Origin of the sequence: Streptomyces musisoli (genome assembly GCF_016741855.1) — a bacterium.
In the GTDB taxonomy this organism is placed as follows: domain Bacteria; phylum Actinomycetota; class Actinomycetes; order Streptomycetales; family Streptomycetaceae; genus Streptomyces; species Streptomyces musisoli.
In genome coordinates, this window is the sequence record NZ_JAERRH010000006.1 from 242,702 (window position 1) to 262,680 (window position 19,979).

At 68.7% G+C, this 19,979-nt stretch carries 16 protein-coding genes and 1 pseudogene; 10 read left to right on the top strand and 7 right to left on the bottom strand.

The genetic code is table 11. From position 1 onward, the window contains the following. Positions 1 to 22: 22 nt before the first annotated feature. The gene (locus JK361_RS18690) at positions 23 to 760 is read right to left on the bottom strand and encodes a YcnI family copper-binding membrane protein (protein ID WP_201819320.1); all 738 of its coding nucleotides are present in this window, start codon (positions 758 to 760) and stop codon (positions 23 to 25) included. Positions 761 to 811: 51 nt separating this feature from the next. Next, positions 812 to 1,363: a hypothetical protein gene (locus JK361_RS18695; RefSeq protein WP_307787274.1), complete on the bottom strand. Its 552-nt coding sequence runs from the start codon at positions 1,361 to 1,363 to the stop codon at positions 812 to 814. Positions 1,364 to 1,739: 376 nt separating this feature from the next. Between JK361_RS18695 and JK361_RS18700 the strand changes: the two genes are divergently transcribed. After that, positions 1,740 to 3,236, top strand: a complete 1,497-nt coding sequence (locus JK361_RS18700; protein ID WP_201819325.1) for a PepSY-associated TM helix domain-containing protein — start codon at positions 1,740 to 1,742, stop codon at positions 3,234 to 3,236. A 619-nt stretch (positions 3,237 to 3,855) separates the two neighbouring features. Here the strand turns inward: JK361_RS18700 and JK361_RS18705 are convergent. After that, positions 3,856 to 5,640: a sigma-54-dependent Fis family transcriptional regulator gene (locus JK361_RS18705; RefSeq protein ID WP_201819335.1), complete on the bottom strand. Its 1,785-nt coding sequence runs from the start codon at positions 5,638 to 5,640 to the stop codon at positions 3,856 to 3,858. A gap of 182 nt (positions 5,641 to 5,822) precedes the next feature. Between JK361_RS18705 and JK361_RS18710 the strand changes: the two genes are divergently transcribed. The 7 genes from JK361_RS18710 (at position 5,823) to JK361_RS18740 (ending at position 12,988) form a co-directional block, all read left to right on the top strand. Next, positions 5,823 to 6,848 carry an NAD(P)-dependent alcohol dehydrogenase gene (locus tag JK361_RS18710; protein WP_201819338.1) on the top strand — a complete coding sequence of 342 codons (1,026 nt, stop codon included), beginning with the start codon at positions 5,823 to 5,825 and terminating at the stop codon, positions 6,846 to 6,848. Positions 6,849 to 6,866: 18 nt separating this feature from the next. Continuing rightward, the gene (locus JK361_RS18715; RefSeq protein WP_201819341.1) at positions 6,867 to 8,468 is read left to right on the top strand and encodes an extracellular solute-binding protein; all 1,602 of its coding nucleotides are present in this window, start codon (positions 6,867 to 6,869) and stop codon (positions 8,466 to 8,468) included. 81 nt (positions 8,469 to 8,549) lie between these two features. Next, positions 8,550 to 9,428, top strand: a complete 879-nt coding sequence (locus tag JK361_RS18720; RefSeq protein WP_201819343.1) for a carbohydrate ABC transporter permease — start codon at positions 8,550 to 8,552, stop codon at positions 9,426 to 9,428. Then, positions 9,425 to 10,270 carry a carbohydrate ABC transporter permease gene (locus tag JK361_RS18725; protein WP_201819345.1) on the top strand — a complete coding sequence of 282 codons (846 nt, stop codon included), beginning with the start codon at positions 9,425 to 9,427 and terminating at the stop codon, positions 10,268 to 10,270. Before JK361_RS18720 ends, JK361_RS18725 begins: the two co-directional genes overlap by 4 nt. After that, on the top strand, positions 10,267 to 11,355 hold the full coding sequence (locus JK361_RS18730) for an ABC transporter ATP-binding protein (protein ID WP_201819348.1): 1,089 nt from the start codon (positions 10,267 to 10,269) through the stop codon (positions 11,353 to 11,355). Before JK361_RS18725 ends, JK361_RS18730 begins: the two co-directional genes overlap by 4 nt. A gap of 1 nt (position 11,356) precedes the next feature. Further along, positions 11,357 to 12,436, top strand: coding sequence for an ABC transporter ATP-binding protein (locus JK361_RS18735; RefSeq protein WP_201819350.1), 1,080 nt, complete (start codon positions 11,357 to 11,359; stop codon positions 12,434 to 12,436). 219 nt (positions 12,437 to 12,655) lie between these two features. Further along, positions 12,656 to 12,988, top strand: coding sequence for a putative quinol monooxygenase (locus JK361_RS18740; RefSeq protein WP_201819352.1), 333 nt, complete (start codon positions 12,656 to 12,658; stop codon positions 12,986 to 12,988). 30 nt (positions 12,989 to 13,018) lie between these two features. On the opposite strand, the gene JK361_RS18745 is transcribed toward JK361_RS18740, so the two are convergent. The 3 genes from JK361_RS18745 to JK361_RS18755 form a co-directional block, all read right to left on the bottom strand. Beyond that, positions 13,019 to 13,573 (bottom strand): VanZ family protein, encoded by a 555-nt coding sequence (locus JK361_RS18745; protein ID WP_201819354.1) that lies wholly within the window; start codon positions 13,571 to 13,573, stop codon positions 13,019 to 13,021. Between the two features lie 410 nt (positions 13,574 to 13,983). Beyond that, positions 13,984 to 15,096 carry a catalase family protein gene (locus JK361_RS18750; RefSeq protein WP_201819356.1) on the bottom strand — a complete coding sequence of 371 codons (1,113 nt, stop codon included), beginning with the start codon at positions 15,094 to 15,096 and terminating at the stop codon, positions 13,984 to 13,986. 956 nt (positions 15,097 to 16,052) lie between these two features. Further along, positions 16,053 to 16,892, bottom strand: a complete 840-nt coding sequence (locus tag JK361_RS18755) for an NAD(P)H-binding protein (protein ID WP_201819358.1) — start codon at positions 16,890 to 16,892, stop codon at positions 16,053 to 16,055. A gap of 92 nt (positions 16,893 to 16,984) precedes the next feature. Between JK361_RS18755 and JK361_RS18760 the strand changes: the two are divergent. Continuing rightward, positions 16,985 to 17,338: pseudogene (locus tag JK361_RS18760) on the top strand (winged helix-turn-helix transcriptional regulator); the annotation flags it as partial. Positions 17,339 to 17,847: 509 nt separating this feature from the next. Continuing rightward, on the top strand, positions 17,848 to 18,900 hold the full coding sequence (locus JK361_RS18765) for an alcohol dehydrogenase catalytic domain-containing protein (protein WP_201819363.1): 1,053 nt from the start codon (positions 17,848 to 17,850) through the stop codon (positions 18,898 to 18,900). Between the two features lie 758 nt (positions 18,901 to 19,658). Here JK361_RS18765 and JK361_RS18770 read toward each other — a convergent pair. Continuing rightward, on the bottom strand, positions 19,659 to 19,958 hold the full coding sequence (locus JK361_RS18770) for a hypothetical protein (protein WP_201819368.1): 300 nt from the start codon (positions 19,956 to 19,958) through the stop codon (positions 19,659 to 19,661). Positions 19,959 to 19,979 lie beyond the last annotated feature (21 nt).

Genomic DNA, 19,979 nt, shown 5'->3' on the forward strand with positions numbered 1-19,979 from the left:
CGACGCATGCCGAACACACGTGCTACGCGTCCCCGCCCCCGGTGGAACGCGTGCGCACTACGGCGAAGGCGGCGGCAGCCAGACCCAGTACGCCCACGACCAGACCGGCGACACCCAGCCCCCGTGCCGTCGAATCGTCGGATGCGTTCGACGCGGAGTTCGCGGCGCTCTTCGCGGGTGCGGAGGAAGTCGCTGACGCGGTACGGCCTTCCGCCGCGCCCTTGGCGGTGAGCTTGAGGACCGGCGCCGGGTTCTCCGGCTCCTCGCCGCCGGTCGGCTCCTCGATCCAGCGGACGGTCTTGCCGTCGGAGTAGCTCTGGAGGGTCTTGAAGGTCAGCTGGTCGGTGCCGTCGGGCAGCTGACCGAAGGCCACGTTGAAGTCCTCGTAGTGGCCGGGGTCGATCTTGCCGCCAGTCCAGGTGATCTCCGAGACGGCGTCGGTGATGGTGCCGTCGTCGGTCTTGACCGGCGTCTTGAGCTTGGTGTTGGTGACCTTCGCGGTCCAGCCGTCCTGCGGGGAAACGAGCACGCCGAGGACGGGGTGGTCGGTGGGGAGGAACACCTGCACCTTGGTGGTGCTCGCGCCGTCCTCCTCGTTCGGCACGCGGAAGGTCAGGACACCGTCCGTGGCTCCCTTTGCGTAGCTGTCGGGATGAACGGTGACGTGCGCGGAGGCGACGCCGGCGGCGGCGAGGATCCCGGCGGCGGTCAGGGCGGTGACGGTGCCGGCACGGCGCAGGGTGGTGCGGTTCGGGGACATGAGTGGACTGATCTCCGTACTGAGGGGTGGGTGGGTCGGGGTCCGATCGCGTTACGCCGTCCGCGCAGGCGGTCCACGCCGGTGAACGGCGTACCGCAGCCGCACCATCCTCAGTGACCAGAATTTCCCACCGGACCACCGGACGAACGGCGCGTCCGGAACGCGCACCGACCCACGGGCCAGCCGCCACCAGGCGACAAGGCCGGGAACGAAGGCGCCCGTCCGCCTCAGAAGCGACCACAGCGCGGCCTCTCCCTGCCGCAACCACCAGGTGAGCACGAGGGCAGCCCCGACGTGCGCGGCGGTCGCGTGAGGCGTGGCCGCATGCGCTTGATCATGGGACATCCGCACACCGTGCATGACCATCACGGGGTGATGCCGCCCGGCGGCGTGGAACACGAGGTGCAGCCCGCCCTGGGCGGCGAGCGTCGCGCCACCGATACCGGTCAGCGACCGCTCGCGGCCCCCCAGTAGACACCCAGCGGCAAATACCGGCACAGAACCCGTGATCTGCGCCCACACCGACGGGGCCGCGCCCGTGGCCAGACCATGACCCCCGGCAGCGAGCAGCACGCAGAGCGCGGCGAACACCGCCGCGCGCACGCTCCGCACTGCCGGGGACACACTCACGGCGACAGATGCTGCCACGTCCGCCGAGGATCTTTCCCCCCGCCCGAGCATGCGCGCCTCCGCCCGCGAGTCACCTGGTCGTACCCGCTCTCTCTACGAGTAGGGGACGGCGACCGTTCAGCGCCGTGTGGTCGGGGGTGCGGGAACCGTGCGCGCACGGACCTCGACGAGTTTCTGCGCACTCGAGCGGTCGGCGCGGGAACTCAAGAGCCCCCTCATCCGACTGCTTTAGGACAGCGGCCGAAACCAGGCTGGTGAGCGACGCCGCAGCGGTGTCGTCGGTCGGGCGTCCACCGCCTGAGGCCGATGAGGGATGTCGCGTGCTGCCAACGAAGAACGAGGTGGATTGATGTCAGTCAAGTCCGAGGCCGCCGGCCTCCCCGAGCCGGACGATTCCGTCGCCGAAAGACAGACGGACAGAGGCACTGAAGTACCGACGGCGCGGTCGGCGCGACAAGCCTCGGGCTTCGGCGCCCTGATGGCGAGACTGCATTTCTACGCCGGGGTCCTGGTGGCGCCGTTCCTTCTCGTAGCGGCAGTGACGGGTCTGCTCTACACGTTCACCCCCCAGCTGGATTCGCTCGTCTACGACAAGGAACTCGCTGTCGCGCACGCCACCGGCAGTTCTCGGCTCTTGGCCGAACAGGTGGCCGCCGCCCGGGCCGCGCACCCCAAGGGCACCCTGGTCGCCGTCCGCCCAGGAAGCGGTGACTCGACGACGCAGGTGGACTTCGCGCTGCCCGAGCTGGGCGAGAAGGCTCACACGGTCTACGTGGACCCGTACACGGGCAAGGTCTCAGGCCAGCTGACCACCTGGTACGGATCCACGCCGCTGAAGACATGGCTGGACGACCTGCACCGCAACCTGCACCTGGGCACAGTCGGCCGGTACTACTCGGAGATCGCGGCGAGCTGGCTGTGGGTCCTCGTCCTCGGCGGCCTGGTCCTGTGGTGGCGCCGGCAGCGACGCACCCGGACCGCCCGGCGCCTGCTGCTGCCCGACCTGGCCGCGAAGAAGGGCGTACGCCGCACCCGCAGCCGGCACGCGGTGACGGGTGTGTGGCTCGCGATCGGCCTGCTCGCCCTCTCCGCGACCGGACTGACCTGGTCACGTTTCGCGGGCGATCACTTCACCCAGGCCCTGGACGCGCTGCGCTCCCACACGCCCGCCGTATCCGCCTCCCTGTCGGGGAAATCCGGCGACGCACCGGGCAGCCACCACCACGGTGGTCCGGCAGACTCCGACACCGCCCACGGTGTCGACCCGAAGGCCATCGACGGCGTCCTCGACGCCGCACGGCGCGAGGGTCTGTCCGGGCCCGTGACAATCGGCGTCCCGCAGGACGACACCACCGCATGGACGGTCTCGCAGACCCGCAATCTGTGGCCGGTCGGACGCGACAGCGTCGCCGTCGACGCCTCCACCGACGAGGTGATCGACCGGGTGGACTTCGCCGACTGGCCGGTCCTGGCCAAGCTGACCCGCTGGGGCGTCAACGCGCACATGGGCACGCTGTTCGGACTCGTCAACCAGATTGGGCTGGCCGTACTGGCCATCGGTCTGATCTTCATGATCGTCTGGGGCTACCGGATGTGGTGGCAGCGTCGCCCCACTCGCTCCGACCGCCGCGCCCTCCTCGGCGCCCCGCCCGCCCGCGGAGCCTGGCGCGGCATTCCTTCCTGGACCCTGGCAGCCGGCGTCGTCGCCGTCGCCGGGATCGGCTGGGCGCTCCCCCTGTTCGGCATACCGCTCGCCGCCTTCCTGGCTGCCGACATCGTCGTCGGCGCCGTCCGGCGACGCCGGACGGCCATGGGACCAACGGGGATGTCCGACTCCGCTGGCTGATCGGCACGACCGAGCTGTCGTCGCCGCCAGCCTCATCGGGACCACCATCGAGCGGTACGACGACTCATCCGCTCGGAGCTGGGATGCGGTTCTGCCTCACCGGTGGCCTGAAGGTCAGCACTTGACCAGCACCGGCAGCGGACCGTGCTGGGTCGGCCCCCGGTGCGGGTCAGACTGAGTCTGCGAGGACGCCGACTACTGGCCAGCCATCACGCACCGTAGCCGGCAGAGGCGCATTGACCCTCTCGCCGACGCCGCGGCCTTGATCAGGGAACACCGCCCCACGTCGTCAGCCTCCCTGGGCGTCGGCCTCCTCCAGCGGGCCACGGTGGAGGACCGCCTCTGTCGGTACTCCCTTCCCGGCCGCCCGCGTCGGGTACTGGTTCGTACGGTCCTTCAGCCTGTGCCCAGCGCCTCGTGCGGCAATGAATGGCCTGGACCGCCAGTTGCACGGATGCGCTGGGCCATGTTCTGCCACTGACGGGTGAACCCCGGCTCCCGTCCCAGCACGTCCCACAGGTGACCAGGCGTGCGGTCCACGTGTGCGCGGCATCCACAGATGCAGCAGATGGTCCACGGCCGGCGAAGGGCCAGGACAGCCGTGCCCGACGGCGGCCCGTCAGGTCAGGCTCGACGGGACGATCCCGTAACGGCGCATCTTGCGGTACATGGTGGCGCGGGAGATCCCGAGGTCCTGCGCGGTGCGCTGGACGTTGGAGTTGCGGGTCATCAACCCACGCAGAATGGCGTCGCGTTCCAGCGTCTCGATGGTGGTCAGGACCTTGTGCGAGGACACCCGGCATTCCGGCGGCAGGTCCTCCACGTGGATCACCCGGCCGGGAGGCCGCCGGACCAGGCCACGGATCACCGACTCCAGCTGCCGGACGTTCTCCGGCCAGGGGCATCGCTGAAGCAGGGCCAGCGCATCCGGGGAGAACCTGCTCTCGTCGCTCGGCCGGTACTTACGCAGGAACGAGCGCGCCAGGTGCTCGATGTCCCCGTAGCGATGGCGCAGGGGCGGCACCTCCACCGTGGCATCGCAGAACCGGTCCAGATGGTCGTCGGTGCCGACCATCGAGGGCTGACTGGTCATCACGAGTTGTCCGGTGGCGGTGCCGTCCAGCTGCGTCAACAGGCTCCTCAGCCGTTGCCGCAGCTGGTCGCTCAGCATGTGGACGTCGCGCAGGACGAGCACGTTGGACGGTACGGCAAGCAGTTCTCGGATGTCGTGCAGCCAGCGCTCGGTGACAGCTGGTCCATCCGACAGCGGCGCTTCCGCCATTTCCAGCCGGCGTCCGGCGCCATGGGCCCGGTGCAGGGCCTCGACCAGCGTCCTCTTGCCGACGCCGGCTTCGCCCAGGAGATGAAGCCGTGTTCCGGCGACGAACGCCGCTTCGCTGTCGGCGACCGCGCGCAACCACTGCGGGGAGGAGCCCAGCAGGCCCAGGACCGGCCGGGCGGGTGCGGTGGAAACCGCGGGGCCGGGCTGGGAGCGCCCGATCAGCCGGACTCGCAGGACGGCGCCCGCGTTGCTGTCCTCGCGCCGACAGCGGCTGACCCTGAGTTCGGCGACGCGCCCGGAGGGCAGGGCGATGCTGCGCGTCCCCTCCGCCCGGCGGTCGTCGGCGATCTCCCGTGCGTGATCGAGCAGCGCATAGTGGTCAGGCCCCGTCACCGCCGCCCTGAACTGCTCGTTCATCATGACGACATCCCGGTTCAGGGCCAGCACGGGCCCCGGGCGCGCCGAGGAGCACGCCGCCATGTAGTCCTGGAAGAGAGCCCGCTCACGCCGCGAGGCGATCGCCGCGATCTCGGCCTCGATCTGGGCCGCGACCGAGCGGGCGAAGGCCATCAGCATGCCGTCGGAGCCCTGACGGATGGTAGTGAGGTTGAAGGCTCCCAGCAGGGTGCGCCGGATGGGATGCAGGATCGGCACGGCCGCGCAGTGGAAGTCCCGCAGGTCCTCGACGTAGTGCTGCCTTCCGGCGATCATGACCGGGCGGCCGCTCGCCAGCGCGGTCCCGATGCCGTTGGTGCCCACGTAGCGCTCGGCGAACACATGGCCTGGGGCCAGCTGCACGCGGTTGAGGTGCGTCGTCAGACCCTCGTGGGACACCTTCCGGGACAGCACCACACCTTTCCGGTCTGTGATCATCGTGGACACTGGGTCGTCGGCGAGTTGCTCGTGCAGCCTGTCCAGGATCGGCAGCGCCGCCCTGGCGAGGGGGCTGTCCAGATTGGGGTTGTCCAGATAGGGAGCCTCAAGGCTGCCCGACTTCACCTTGTACTCGATCGAGCGTTGCCATGAGGCGACCACGAGCGGCCGGGCGCTCGGGTCCTTGGTGACCTCCAGATAGAGCTCTCTGGCTGCTCTCAGTGAGCTCCCGGGTTGGTGTCGGGGCATTTAACACTCCCGTGGCGCGCGCGTCACATTCCTCGGTGCAGTGATTGGAACAGCTCGGCGGCACCGCGCCTACGGCGTGTATCACATTGAGACATCCGCGGCCGGATTCTGAGACATCGACCTGCGAACGGCGGCCTGTGTAATCGGCGCACCACCCACCCGCCGACTCGCAGGGAGCCGCCATGAAAGCCGTGCAGGTCATCGAGTACGACGAGCCGCCCGTGCTCGTGGACGTGCCGGACCCGCAGATCACCGGTCCGCTGGATGTGATCGTGAAGATCGGGGGCGCCGGGGTCTGCCGGACCGATCTGCACATCCTCGAAGGACAGTGGAAGGACAAGAGCGGGATAGGCCTCCCCTACACGATCGGTCACGAGAACGCCGGCTGGGTCGCGGAGGTCGGGCAGGCCGTGACCAACGTCCGGGTCGGCGACCCGGTCATCCTGCACCCGCTCGTGACCTGCGGTCTGTGCCGCGCCTGCCGGGCCGGCGACGACGTGCACTGCATGAACTCGGCCTTCCCCGGGATCGACACCGACGGGGGCTACGCCGAGTACCTGAAGACCACCGCCCGCTCGGTCGTGCCCCTCGACCCGTCCCTCGAACCGGCCTCGGTCGCGGCTCTGGCCGACGCCGGGCTCACGGCGTACCACGCCGTCGCCAAGGCGGCCCGGGTGCTGCGGCCCGGTGACAAGGCCGTGGTCATCGGTGCGGGAGGACTGGGACACATCGGCATCCAGGTGCTGCGGGCCCTGTCGCCGGTCGAGATGATCGTGATCGACCGCAGCCCCGAGGCCCTGGCGCTGGCCGAGGAACTCGGCGCCGACCACACGCTCGTCGCGGACGGCAGCGAAGCCGACCGCGTGCGGGACCTCACCGCGGGGCACGGCGCGGAGGCCGTCCTCGACTTCGTCGGTGAGGGCGGCGCCGTCGAGACGGGCGTGGCCTGCCTGCGCCGCAACGGCAACTACTACGTCATCGGCTACGGCGGCCACCTCAACGTGCCGACGATCGACGTCATCTCCGCCGAGATCAACTTCATCGGCAACCTCGTGGGGTCCTACAACGACCTCTCCGAGCTGATGGTCCTGGCCGCCCGAGGCAAGGTCACGCTGCACACCCAGCGGTATCCCCTCGCCTCCTTCCGGCAAGCCCTCGACGACCTGGACGCCGGCGCCGTGCGCGGCCGAGCGATCTTGATCCCCTGACACCGCAGGAGAAGCCCCATGCGCAGCAGACCGTACACCGGCCTGGTCGCCGTCGCGGCCGTCGCGGCCCTGACCGCCACCGCATGCACCGCCCAGAACCAGGCACAGGAAAAGCCCAAGGAAAAGGCCGCGCTCTTCAAGCCCGGCTCGGAGATCAGCTACAAGAAGTACGGCAGGGACTACCCGGCGACGAAGGTCAGGGACGTCTCCGGACCCTGCAGCTATGAGTCGATCAGCCGCAAGGACTACTCCGGACAGACACTGAAGATCATCAGCCACGCCGTTCCCGTCATCGGTGAGCCGACCCAGCTGCACGCCAAGCAGTTCGAGGACATCACCGGCGGGAAGGTCGAGGTGGTCAACGTCCCCTTCGGCGAACTTCACCAGAAGATCCTCACGCCCCTGCAGGCGGGCCAGCCGGCGTACGACGTCATGTTCTACCCGTCCCTGTGGATCGGCGACATGGCCCCGTACCTGGCCCCGGTGCCGAAGACGTACCTGGACACCCCCGGCATGAAGGACGTCACCAAGGCCTACATGGACGTGGCGACCTGGAACGGGAAGGTCGTGCAGTACCCGGTGGACGGTGACCGGCACTACCTCAAGGTCCGCACCGATGTGCTGGAGGACCCCGAGTGGCAGGCGGAGTACAAGAAGGCCACGGGCAAAGACCTGGAAATCCCCAAGACGTGGGCCGAGTACCAGCAGACAGCCGCGTTCTTCAGTGGCAAGGACGTCGACGGTGACGGCAAGCCCAACTACGGCAGTGCCGAGGTGACCAAGCGCGACGACCTGACCTTCTCCGCGTTCATCAGCCGTGCGGCGCCGTACGTGAAGAACCCGGACGTCAAGGGCGGAGTCTTCTTCGACGTCAAGACCATGAAGCCGCTGATCAACACGCCGGGCTTCGTCCGCGCCCTCGACGACATGGTGAAGGCCAAGTCGGCCTGGGCACCCGGCGGTGCCAACTTCGGCCTGGGGGACGAGATCTTCTCCTTCGGAGGCGGCCAGACGCTGATGTCCTACTCGTGGGACGACGCCTTCATCCAGGCCCAGCAGCCGGACAGCAGGATCCGCAACAAGGTTCAGGCGGCGCCGCTGCCGGGCTCCACGGAGGTCTACAACCGGACCACGAAGTCGTGGGAGAAGAAGGCGAATCAGGCGCCCTACTTCACGTGGGGATGGACCTCGGCGGTGGCCAAGGCCTCGCGCCACCAGCAGATGGCCTTCGACTACCTGTGCTTCTTCAGCAACGAGGCCAACGCCGCACTCGACCTGACCATCGGCCGATTCGGCGTCAACCCCTACCGCTACGCCCACTTCGACCCGGCGTTCTGGGAGGAGCAGGGCTGGGACAAGAACGTCGCCGAGTCGTACGTGCTCACGCTCTCCGGTATGGAGAAGAGCCCCAACCGCGTCTTCGACCTGCGCGTTCCCGGTGTCAACCAGTACATGTCCGCGCTGGCCAACGGTGTCGCCGCGGCTTTGGCGGGACAGAGCTCCCCGCAGCAGGCACTGGACGACGTGGCGAAGGAATGGTCCAAGATCACGGACCAGATCGGCAAGGACAAGGTCCAGAGCGCCTATCGCAACGTGGTCGCGCTCGAGGACAACTCCTGATCCGACGCGAGGACGCCCTGGGTGGCCGGATCGGACCGGTCGGCCACCCAGGGGCGCCCGCCCTCTTCCGCAAGGAGAACCATGGACGGCCTGCGCCGGCACAAGAGCATGTTCCTGCTACCGGGACTGCTCACGCTCTTTCTGATCATCATCTTCCCGCTTCTGTTCACCATCCGCGTCAGCTTCTCCGGCTGGAACGTCAGCAACCCTCGGATGAACTTCATCGGAGGGGCCAACTACACCGCGATGCTGCACGACAGCCGGTTCTGGGCCTCCATCACCCGGCTGGTCCTGCTGGCGGGCGGCACGGTCCTGATCCAGTACGTCATCGGGTTCGGTATGGCCCTGCTGGTCTGGCGCAACGTACGCGGCCGCAGATTCTGGCGGGTGCTCTTCCTCGTCCCCATGATGACCACGCCCGTGGTGATGGCCGCCATCTGGCAGACGATCTTCCATGAGTCGCTGGGGCCGGTCAACGACCTGCTGGGGATGCTGGGCCTGACGAGAATTCCCTGGCTCACCGAGTCCGGACCGGCCCTGGCCGCGCTGATGACCGTCGAGGTCTGGCAATGGACCCCTTTCATGTTCCTGTTGCTGCTGGCCGGCCTGCTCAGCCTTCCCAAGGAACCGTTCATGGCCGCCGCGATCGACGGAGCCGGCACCTGGCGCACCTTCTGGAAGGTGACCTTTCCACTGATGGCACCGGTCTCGGTCGCGGCGATCGTCATCCGGCTGATCGAGGCGTCCAAGCTCTCCGACAGCGTCTACGTCCTGACGTCCGGCGGGCCGGGGTCCTCCACGGAGACCCCGGGTTACTACCTCTACATCCAGGGGCTCCGCGATCAGCAGACCGGCTACAGCGGGGCGATGTCCCTGACCTACCTCGTCCTGATGATCGTCACCCTCACGGTCGTCGCCGCCTTGCTCACCAGGGCCTTCAAGCTGAAGGGGGAGTCATGAGGTCGCACCTTTATCCCGTGTTCAAGTACACCGTGATCGCCTTGTGGGCCTGCTTCGTCGCAGGACCGTTCTTCTGGGCGATGACGACCAGCTTCAAGAATGCCAACGCCGTCCAGGGCGGTCCCACCTACATCCCCTGGGTGCAGTACAAGCCCACCCTCACCGGCTGGCGCAACATCTTCGGCGGAGCCGGCGGTATCGATGTGATCGATCCCTTCGTCAACAGCGCGATCATCACCATCGCCGCGTCCGCCATCAGCCTGGCCCTGGGGTCCCTGGCCGCCTACGCGCTGTCCCGGTACCGGTTCAGGCTGGGCTTCATCAAGAACAGCGACATCGTCTTCTTCTTCGTCTCCCAACGGATCATGCCGCCCGTCGTCCTGGTGATCCCCTTCTTCTACCTCCTGCAGTGGGGCGGCCTCCTGGACAGCATCCCGGGCCTGGTCATCGTGACGGTCGCGCTGCTGCTGCCGATCGCGGTCTGGGTGATGGTGGACTTCTTCAACGGCATCCCCCGGGAGATCGACGAGATGGCGATGCTGGACGGCTGCCCTCCGTTCCAGACCTTCGTACGGGCGATCCTGCCGAACTCCCTGCCCGGGCTGACCGTGGCGGCGATGTTCTGCGCCGTGTTCGGCTGGAACGACTTCTTCTTCGCCTTCCGGCTGACCTTCACCGAGGTCCAGACGCTGCCCCAGGCGGTCGTCGCCCTCAACTCCTCAATACCACCGTGGTGGACGCTGTCCGCCGCCGCGCTCTTCGGCGTGGCACCGCTGATCCTGCTCGCCCTCTGGGTGGAGCGCTATCTGTCCAAGGGGAACCTGTCGGGAGCCGTCCGATGAATCTCAGCGCCACTGATCTGTGCCTGACCGTCGACGGCGTCGAGCACCTCAGGAACGTGACCGCCACCTTCCAGCCAGGACGGCTCCACACCGTCATCGGCCGGACGATGGCCGGGAAGACGACGCTGCTGCGGGCCCTGGCCGGCCTGCAGAAAGTGGACTCCGGCTCGCTGACCCGGGCGGGAACCGACTTCCTGAAGACGCCGGTGTGGCGGCGCGACACCGCCATGGTCTACCAGCAGTTCATCAACTACCCGCATCTCAATGTGTTCGACAACGTCGCCTTCCCGCTGAAGCGGGCCGGGCTGTCACGGGACGAGATCCGGCGATGGGTCCGGCAGAGTCTGGCGAGCGTGGGGCTCGCGGACTTCGAGAGGCGCAAGCCCTCCCAGCTCTCCGGCGGCCAGCAGCAGCGCGTCGCGATGGCTCGCGCCCTGGCCCGCGGTACCGGCATCCTCCTGCTCGACGAGCCACTGGCGAACCTGGACTACAAGTTGCGCGAACAACTGCGCGACGAGTTCAAGGCCCTCTTCTCGGACCGGGGCGACACGATCGTCATCTACACGACCACCGAACCCGCCGAGGCGATGATGCTCGGGGACGTGGTCCTGGTCATGCACGAGGGGCGGATCCTCCAGACCGGCACCCCGCAGGAGGTTTTCGAACGCCCGGCGACCACCACGGTGGCGTCCATCATCAACGACCCGCCCATGAACATCTTCGCGGGCCGGCTCGAGGGCGGGCGGGTCACGGTGGCCGGCTTCCAGGCCACGCACGTCTCCGCGCACCTGGCCGACCTGCCAGACGGCTCCTACCAGTTCGGTCTGCGCGCTACCGACGTCAGCCTGGCCTCCAGCGGAGTCGAGGGCGAGGTCACCTTCGTGGAGATCTCCGGCTCCGAGACTTTCGTCCATGTGGTCGTCGGCGAGGCCCCCTTCGTCGTACAGATCGAGGGCATTCACGACGTCGCCCTTGGCGACCCGGTCAAGCTGCGGCTCCGTCCCGACCGGCTGTTCGCCTTCGACGAGCAGGGCACGCTCGTGCGAACGCCTTCATACGATCTCGCTTCAGTGGAAGGGCGCTGACATGGCGCAGTTGGACATCGTCGACGTCGGGCACGCCTACGCGCCGGGTGCAGAGGAAGAGCGGTGGGCTCTCAAGCCGCTGAACCTGACCTTCGCGTCCGGCAAGACCTATGCGCTGGTGGGACCCTCCGGCTGCGGCAAGACGACACTGCTGAACATCCTCTCCGGCCTGGTCAGACCATCCCGGGGACAGGTGCTGTTCGACGGCGTCGACGTCACTGCCCTGCCCACGAAGGCACGCAACATCGCCCAGGTCTTCCAGTTCCCCGTCATCTACAAGTCGATGACGGTCTACGACAACCTCGCCTTCCCGCTGCAGTGCCGGCGCTGGGACAAGGCGCGGATCGACGCCAAGGTCCGGCAGGTCGCCGAGGCCCTGGACCTGCACGACCGGCTGGAGCAGCCTGCCCGCGGGCTCACCGCCGACGACAAGCAGCTGATCTCACTGGGCCGCGGCCTGGTCCGTGACGACGTGGCGGCCGTACTGATGGACGAGCCGCTCACTGTCATCGACCCGCAGCTGAAGTTCTCCCTCCGGCGCAAGATCCGTGAGATCACCGAGCAGTTCCGGCCCACCGTGATCTACGTGACGCACGACCAGTACGAGGCGATGAGCTTCGCGCAGGAAGTGCTGGTCATGAAGGACGGCCGCGCCGTGCAGCAGGGCACCCCTGAACAGCTCTTCGAGGCGCCCTCCTCCGCCTACGTCGGCTACTTCATCGGCTCACCGCCGATGAACTTCCTGACCGTGGACCGCAGCGACGGGCGCTTCGCGCTGGGCGGCCGGACGCTGTCCGCTGCCTGGGACATTCCCCGGAACACGGCCGGTATCCAGATCGGCATCCGGCCCGAATACGTCAAGGTCGTCACGGAGCCCGGCCCCAACACCTTCTCCGGCCGGTTGCGGGGCGTCAGCGACCACGGCGCGCAGCGCGTGCTGGAGGTCGAGGTCGCCGGGCAGCTCGTCAGGACCAAGACTCCACGGGAGGAAGGAGTTCCGGTCGGCGAGGAGGTGTTCGTGCACCTGCCGCGCGCCAAGGTCCTTCCGTACGCGGACGGCCAGTTGGTACTCCGGTCGTGACGACCGTCGCAGCCCCCGCCCCCGGCCCGCCCACCACGGCGGGCCACCCATCAGGCGACGCGCCGCGCCGCCGGGGCGCCGCCGCCGTACGGCGGTATGCCGCGACGCGTCCGCTGTCGTGAGGTCCGCGAGCCGACGACGACAAACCGAGGTCGTACGATCCGCCGTACGCAGCGCCTGTTTGATGCAGGACGCCACAGACATCAGCGAAGGAATCCCATGATCTTCATCACCGCCAAGTTCCGAGTCCGTCCCGAGCACGCCGACCGCTGGCCCGAGATCGCCGCCGACTTCACCCGGGCCACGCGCGCCGAGCCCGGCTGCCTGTGGTTCGACTGGTCGCGCAGCGTGGAGGAGCCGACGGAGTACGTCCTGGTCGAGGCCTTCCGCGACGACGAGGCGGGGGCCGCGCATGTGCAGTCCGCGCATTTCAAGGCTGCGCAGCAGACGTTGCCGCCCCATCTGGCCGAGACGCCGCGCATCGTCAACGCGGCCGTTCCGCAGGACGACTGGTCGCTCCTCGGGGAGATGGCGGTCCCCGGACAGGAGTAGCGCCGTGTCCGGACGCATCTTCACCGGGCGTCAGCGAGCAGTGCGCTCACGGCGCGGCCGCTGCGGCTCCCCGCTCCGTCCGTCGCGGGTGCGGGGGCACGGCAGGGCGAGTGCGGTCATTCCCAGCGCCAGGCCGAGCAGATTGCCGGCGACGTCCTGGGCGTCGCCGGCGCGCAGCAGCCACGGCACGGCGTACTGAACGGCCTCGATACCGAACGGGAGCGCGGCGGCGGCCACAGCCGTCAGCGAGGCACGTGTCCTCGGTCGGACCTGGGCGATGGCCACCCCCAGCGGGACGAACAGCGCGACGTTCAGACCGCCCTTGGTCAGCAGGTTCCTGCGCATCGAGTCCATGATGATGCTCTTGGTGCCTGCGTCACTGTCGGATGCGTGGTCGGGCGAGAAGACGATGTCCAGGCTGTACTGCATGCTGTTGCGCACCAGAATCACAGCCCCCGCGAGAACGGCCGCTGCGGCGACGAAGAACAGCAGGCCGAACACCGCGGTCAGGCGCAGCCGCAGGCTCCCTCGCCAAGAGGACCCGGTTCGAGCGGCGGGGTCCGTCCGCGAACCGTGTGGGCTCATCGGACGCGGTATCCCACACCTGTGACGGTCTCCGCAATCGGGCACGCAGCTCCGGGGATTCGCGGAGCTGCGTGCAACGGCCGGTCAGGGCTGAGCAGACCGTGAACGCGATCGTCGTGGCACAGCAGTCGATCCGCCGAGGCAGTCGCCACCCGGACGGTGCGACAACACGGCCGGCGAACTGGGGAGGGGAACAGTCGCAGGCCCAGCAGGCGCCGGCAACCTGGTCCGCGAGGCAGCGCCGCCCCTGCGGCTCCCGACCCGGTACCTCCATGGGCGGCGTCTGTTCGAGACCGGGGCCCTCCCGATCAGGCCCCACCGTACAGTTTGAGGGTACGCAGCATGTCGTGGTGGACAGGATGCTCCTGCAGCCCCACGACGGCGGCTGCCCCGGCGTGGCGGCGAAAAGCTCAGCCCAACAGCTCAGCGCTGCCGACCGGTTCGCGCCGTTCTTGTCCGTTGATGCGGTGCCGTTCGATGGACGAGCGCCGGTACACCTCCTGCCGCACCCGCTGGATCTCGCCGATGGGCCGGTGTTCCTCGCGTGATCGCCACGGCGTGATCGACGTGGCGTCGGCGGCCGCCAGGTTGTCGTGCCCGCCGATGTCCTGGCGCGGGAGATCCACCCGGGCGACCGTCACCCAGGGGGACAGGTCCTCGGGCCACTTGACGGACGTGTTGTCCACCGGCATCCGGGCCAGATCGGTGTTGAGCTGGACCTGGACCTCGAAGGAGTGGTCTCGCTCCGCGGCCTCGGCCACCAGGGTGCGGCGGAATGCCTCGTTGTCCGCGCGCACATCCACGATCGGGTGCGCGAGGGAGGCCAGGGACGCGGCCGTCGGCACGGTACGGATTTTGGCGATGTGGTCGCCGTACCGGAAGGCGCCCATGCTGTTGTAGGTGTACGACAGCAGGTTCCTGCGGGGAACGGCAGTGAACGACAGCATGGCGAGCAGTTCGTCCCACAGCCAGCTGTCTGGATCGGTGAGCGTCTGTCGGCGGGTCAGGAACTCCGCCATCCAGGTCTTGCGGCGGGCTGGGTCCACCAGGGCCTCGGGCAGTTCGGCGAACAAATCCTCGATCACCATGTAGTCGTAGGCGGTGTTCGCGAAGAAGACCTCGTTGTTGATCAGGTTGAGGTCGAAGGTGCCGCTGTCCGGTTCGTCGTCCAGCAGTGAGGGGCCGGCGACCCCGAACAGCTTGATGCCCATTCCGCACGCCGCGCCCAGCTGGTGGTCGGGGCGGTGGTGGCCCAAGCCGTTCGAGTAGCGGACGACGGCGTCGTACGCGGTCGGCCGGGCGAAGATTCCCTGCCCGTAGAAGCCGGGATTGTCACCGACCGTGACCGTGGCCTTGAGGAGGCCGTAGGTCTTTGCGTGAGCAGCGCGAACAGCTCGGCCGACGGATTCGCGCTCGACCGAGGCGCGCGTACGACGTGCCACCTCGGCGACAACTGCCTCCATCTCCTCGTGGTAGGACGGGCGTTCGATGGGACGGTATTCCTCGTAGCGGACGGGCTTCATGATGCCGCCTCCCTGTCGTGATGCAGTATCCACAGACGCTAGTACGCAATTTGATTGTGCACAACTTAACTGTGGGCTATCACACGTGCTCTCGGCAGCCCACCCGCTCCGTGCATGTGAGGGGCCGAGCGCCTGGTGGGTGAGGATCACCGAGCCGATCCACGATCGGTCCAGCTCCGCTCGGCGGTGTCACAGGCGCGGACGCGGTGATCGGTCCCCGGCTCGGTGAATTCGGGGCTCGGTAGGCCGAGACATGCGACTGGACCACCGGCCGGGCTTTGACTGAGGCGTGGGTTACATACCGGCGCCAGCCCGCATGCTGCCGCGCCGGAGTCACCGGCGTTGCCCCGAGGGCTGCAGGCCGTCCCGCCCCCGTCACCGGGAACGCCGCCGTCGACCGGCGGACCCGGAGGCTGTCGCACCAACCATGGATTTCGCCACTCCGGTTCCTTGCCCAGAAAGCGGACGCAGCAGGAGTCCCCGGCCGGGCAGGACCCGTGGCAGAGGGCGGCGATTCACGAGCCCAGGGACCTGCGAGTCTCCGGAGTCCTGGGGCTGGGCGCGGCGAGCGGATTGACCCTCGCCGCTTGGCGGCTGACCGACCGAAACGCCGAGCCTGCGACCTGCTCTTCGCTCCCCGGGCACATGGAAGCCCCTGAATCCCGCACCGAAGTCCCCCCTCCCGCGGCTCCGGGTCAGACCGACCGCCCGCAACCCAGCACACCGGACCCACCGCTCCCCGAAATACCGGGCACGGGCGTCCCGCGCCAAGGCGACAGCGAACATCGGGTCTACGAGTTGCAGGTGCGTCTCCGGCAGATACGGGACATCTACGACGGCGGCGCGATCGACGGCCGCTACGACGCGGAGGCCGCAGCGGCCGTGGCTCTCTTTCAGAAGCGGTGCGGGGTCCGCGGCGATGAGAGCGGGGTCGGCGGTCTCAGTCGGGCTGCGCCTCAGCGGAAAACGGCGATGTTGCGGGCGACCCAGCCGTCGAAGGGGCGCGGGGCGCGGCCGAGGACTCGTTCCACGTCCGGGCTGATCCGCAGTTCGGCGGGGTTCGGGGCGGAGATGATGTCCAGGGTGTCGTCGGCGAGTTCCGCCGGCACGAACCGGGTCATCGCGGCCTTGGCCTCGTCGCGGGTGAGTTCTTGGAACCGTACGGGCGAGCCGAGCGCGGCGGCGATCGCCTCCGCCTGCTGACGCGGCGTGATGACCTCCGGCCCGGTCAGCTCGTACACCCCGCCGGTGTGCCGGTCGTCCAGCAGGCAGTCCGCCGCGACCTCGGCGATGTCCGCCGGGTCGATGACCGGCACCCCTACGTCGCCGAAGGGCGCGGCGACCGTCCCTTGCGTGCGGACGGACTCCGCCCAGGCCAAAGCGTTGGAGGCGAAACCGCCCGGTCGCAGGACAGCCCAGTCCAGGCCGGACTCCCGCAACGCATCCTCCACCGCGCGCATCGCGACCCGCGACGGGCCGAGCGGCCTGGTCGCCACGCCCTGCGAAGACAGCAGGACGACCCGGCGGACCCCACTGGCCGCGGCCAGGCCGATGATGTCGGCCGGCCTGGCTTCGGGGGCGTGCAGGTCGCCGGACAGCAGGAGGAACAGGGACTTCGCCCCGTCCAACGCGGGTGTGAGGCTTGTCGGCTCGGCCAGGTCGGCCGTCACATGCCGGACTCCGTCCGGCATCGCCACCGCGTGCCGCGACACCGCCGTCACCAGCTCGCCCGCCTCGGCCAGGGCCTGCGTCAAAGGTCGGCCCACATTCCCGGTAGTCCCGGTCACCACGATCATGTTCAGCTCCTAGTCCTTCGTGCACTTCGGTAATTGACGCTAGGAGGCAGGCTTACTTTTCGTAAGAACATACCCAGGGGTAAGCTCCCGACATGAAGGAAGGTGCGCAGCTGACGCAGGCTGAGACACGCAACCGGTATGAGGTGTTTCACACCGACTGCCCCGCGCGGAACGTGGTCGACCACGTGACCAGCAGATGGGGTATCTGGGTGCTGATCTCCTTGCGGAGCAACGACCTTCGGTTCCACGAGCTGCGCGACAGCATCCAGGGCGTCAGCGAGAAGATGCTCGCTCAGACCCTACGCGCGCTGGTCCAAGACGGCTTGATCTGGCGGGAGGTAGAGCCGACGACGCCGCCCCAGGTCACCTACGGGCTGTCCGAGTTCGGTCAGGACGTCAGCGAGCCGCTGACGGACTTGTTCAACCGGATCACACAGCGGCTACCGCGACTGAAGGCTTCGGTGTCGCCCGTGCCGTACTCGCGGGTGAAGGGCGGCACCGCCGCTCCCGCTCCGGATTCCATCATCTCGGCCATCGAGGTCTGCACGGAACCAGCACCGGATCGGTGACCGTGCCGACTCGGCGCTGACAGACGTACACCCCGCCGCTTCCACTGTGCCGGATGACTATCGAACAGGTCGCCATTCGGCCGCTCTGCAGCACGGGGGGTCATCCGCCATGGACGGCCCTCAGGCGCGACATGCGATACAGGGCACGAGTGGGCCGGCCAGCGCGCGAACCGTAGCTCGCTCCGGACCCCCTCTTGTCTCGGAGGCACAGCACCCATAAACTCACCGTTCATACCGACTAGCCGGTATGCATGCGGCGAAGGAACCGCCGGAGATGCGCAGGAGCAACCGCCGGGTGGAACCTCGGCCCACCGACTCGGAGCAGTTCGCGGAGCCGGCCGGGCAGCCGGGCGACGGGGAACAGGCTGAGAGTAGGGAGAATTCCGGTGAAGGCGCTGACCTACCACGGCCGTCACGACATCCGCTACGGAGACGTCCCCGAACCGGCCGTCACCAGCCCGACCGACGCGGTGGTGCGGGTGACCGCGGCCGGCATCTGCGGCAGCGACCTGCACATCTACCGCGGCCACGGGTTCAGCCAGGACCTGGGCTACACACCGGGACACGAGTGCGTCGGCGTCGTTGTCGACACCGGCGGCCAGGTCACCCGATTCAGGCGCGGCGACCGGGTTCTGGTCCCCGCCTCCGTCGGCTGTGCGCGGTGCCGGTCGTGCGCGGCCGGGTTCACCGCCCGCTGCGAGCGCGCCACGTCCAGCACGGACCTCTGCTACGGAGTGAGCCCGAAGCTCCCGGGCAGCCAGGCTCAGGCCCTGGCGGTGCCCTACGCCGACGTCAATCTGGTGCGCGTGCCCGAGGGCATCTCCGACGAGGCCGCCGTCGTCCTGACGGACAACGCCCCCACGGCCTGGTACGGCTGCCGCCGAGCCCGCATCCAGCCCGGCGAGACCGTACTGGTCATCGGCCTCGGCCCGGTCGGCCTCATGGCCGCCCAGTCCGCCTTCGCCATGGGCGCAGCGCGGGTGCTGGGTGCAGACCTGGTCGCGGAGCGCCGCGCCTTCGCAGCCACCCTGGGTGTCGAGCCGGTCGAGGGAGAGGACGCGCGGACGGCCGTACGGGACATGACCGACGGACGCGGGCCGGACGCCGTGGTGGAGGCCGTGGGCTCGGACGCCACCATCGAGCTCGCCCTCAAGGCCGTCCGACAGGCCGGCCGGGTCAGCGTCATCGGGGTCAGCCAGAGCAAGGCATTCCCGTTCCACATGGGATTGGCGCAGGTCAAAGAACTGGAGTTCGCCATCGGGCTGTGCTCGGTGCACTACGAACTCCCTCCCCTGATCGCCCTCACCCGTGCCGGCCGGATCAAGCCCGAGGTCGTGGTCTCCCACCGCTTCGCCCTCTCCGAAGGCCCGGCTGCCTACGAACTGTTCGCAGGCCGCTCCGACGGTGTCCGCAAGATCATTCTCGACCCCACCCGCTGACGACAGACGTCCGGGCAGTCCGCAGCGGTGCCCAGGCACCCTCGCGCGCCCGGCCGCGGACGGAGCGTCCGGGGGTCCGGCCCGAGGCAGGTCGACGCGGGCACCCCGCGCGAACGCCGCCAACCCCGGCTCCTTCGTGATCTGCGCCGATGGGCGCCGCCTCGCCGGGATACCGCTGTGGCGAGGCGGTGCGGCGCCCCCCGCTCGGTGACGCCGGCGCAGGCCGCCGGGAACGCGACGCAGACGATCCGCGCCCGGTGACGAAGCACGCGGCCGCACGCATAGCCAATACTCGAAGTATGGTGCCCCACCACATGGGCCCCTGACCTGCATCTTCCTACCGTGTGCCGACACGTACCCGTCCCCACCGCACACGAGGAAGTGGCGCACATGGCCTCCGGAACCACCGCTCCCCCACCCCCCGCCAGCCTCCCCGGAATCGTCGCCGCCAGCCTCATCGGCACCACCATCGAGCGGTACGACAACTCATCCGACCGGGGCTAGAACCTGCGGTTTCGCCCCATCGGTGGCCCGCAACGGACCAACACCGGCGACGGATCGTGCCGAGACACACCCCGTGCGGATGCGACCGAGGCTGGCAGTCGATGGCCGAGGCGCCGGTCAGACACCACGTGCAGTGATCGCCCGCAGGGGGTCGCCCCCGCGAGGAAGGCACCTGAAACGCGCTGCTCCCATTCCTCGGTCTCGCCACCCGCCTCATCACCCACCGGCACGTCCAACGCCTTGCTCAGGACCTCTTACAGCCCGAACTCCCGGTGGCACCAGGTGAACAGATCCCGTGCTTCGTCGAGCCATCGGTCTGCCAGCGCATTGAACGCCTGCTGGGACAGCGCACAGACCAGTGGCAGCGTACGGATACCGCTCAGGTACGGGGGCTGGCCGCCGCCGAGGTTGCAGACCGCGAGCATCGGGGCCAGCCGGTCGACGTTCCAGGCATTGGCGGCGGCCGCCGCGAGAGCGATCCGGTCCTCTGTCAGATAGCGGTCGTCCGTGACCAGCACCAGCAGCAGCTCGTTGCGCGTCGTCGTGAACGCCACAGTGATCCTCCGCCGGGCGTC

Excerpts from the sequence above, each read along its gene's own strand:
- JK361_RS18750 (WP_201819356.1), bottom strand. The coding sequence starts at position 15,096 with ATGAAGCCCGTCCGCTACGAGGAATACCGTCCCATCGAACGCCCGTCC.
- JK361_RS18715 (WP_201819341.1), top strand. The coding sequence starts at position 6,867 with ATGCGCAGCAGACCGTACACCGGCCTGGTCGCCGTCGCGGCCGTCGCG.
- JK361_RS18745 (WP_201819354.1), bottom strand. The coding sequence starts at position 13,573 with ATGAGCCCACACGGTTCGCGGACGGACCCCGCCGCTCGAACCGGGTCC.
- JK361_RS18705 (WP_201819335.1), bottom strand. The coding sequence starts at position 5,640 with ATGCCCCGACACCAACCCGGGAGCTCACTGAGAGCAGCCAGAGAGCTC.
- JK361_RS18735 (WP_201819350.1), top strand. The coding sequence starts at position 11,357 with ATGGCGCAGTTGGACATCGTCGACGTCGGGCACGCCTACGCGCCGGGT.
- JK361_RS18720 (WP_201819343.1), top strand. The coding sequence starts at position 8,550 with ATGGACGGCCTGCGCCGGCACAAGAGCATGTTCCTGCTACCGGGACTG.
- JK361_RS18690 (WP_201819320.1), bottom strand. The coding sequence starts at position 760 with ATGTCCCCGAACCGCACCACCCTGCGCCGTGCCGGCACCGTCACCGCC.
- JK361_RS18700 (WP_201819325.1), top strand. The coding sequence starts at position 1,740 with ATGTCAGTCAAGTCCGAGGCCGCCGGCCTCCCCGAGCCGGACGATTCC.
- JK361_RS18755 (WP_201819358.1), bottom strand. The coding sequence starts at position 16,892 with ATGATCGTGGTGACCGGGACTACCGGGAATGTGGGCCGACCTTTGACG.
- JK361_RS18730 (WP_201819348.1), top strand. The coding sequence starts at position 10,267 with ATGAATCTCAGCGCCACTGATCTGTGCCTGACCGTCGACGGCGTCGAG.
- JK361_RS18710 (WP_201819338.1), top strand. The coding sequence starts at position 5,823 with ATGAAAGCCGTGCAGGTCATCGAGTACGACGAGCCGCCCGTGCTCGTG.
- JK361_RS18725 (WP_201819345.1), top strand. The coding sequence starts at position 9,425 with ATGAGGTCGCACCTTTATCCCGTGTTCAAGTACACCGTGATCGCCTTG.
- JK361_RS18740 (WP_201819352.1), top strand. The coding sequence starts at position 12,656 with ATGATCTTCATCACCGCCAAGTTCCGAGTCCGTCCCGAGCACGCCGAC.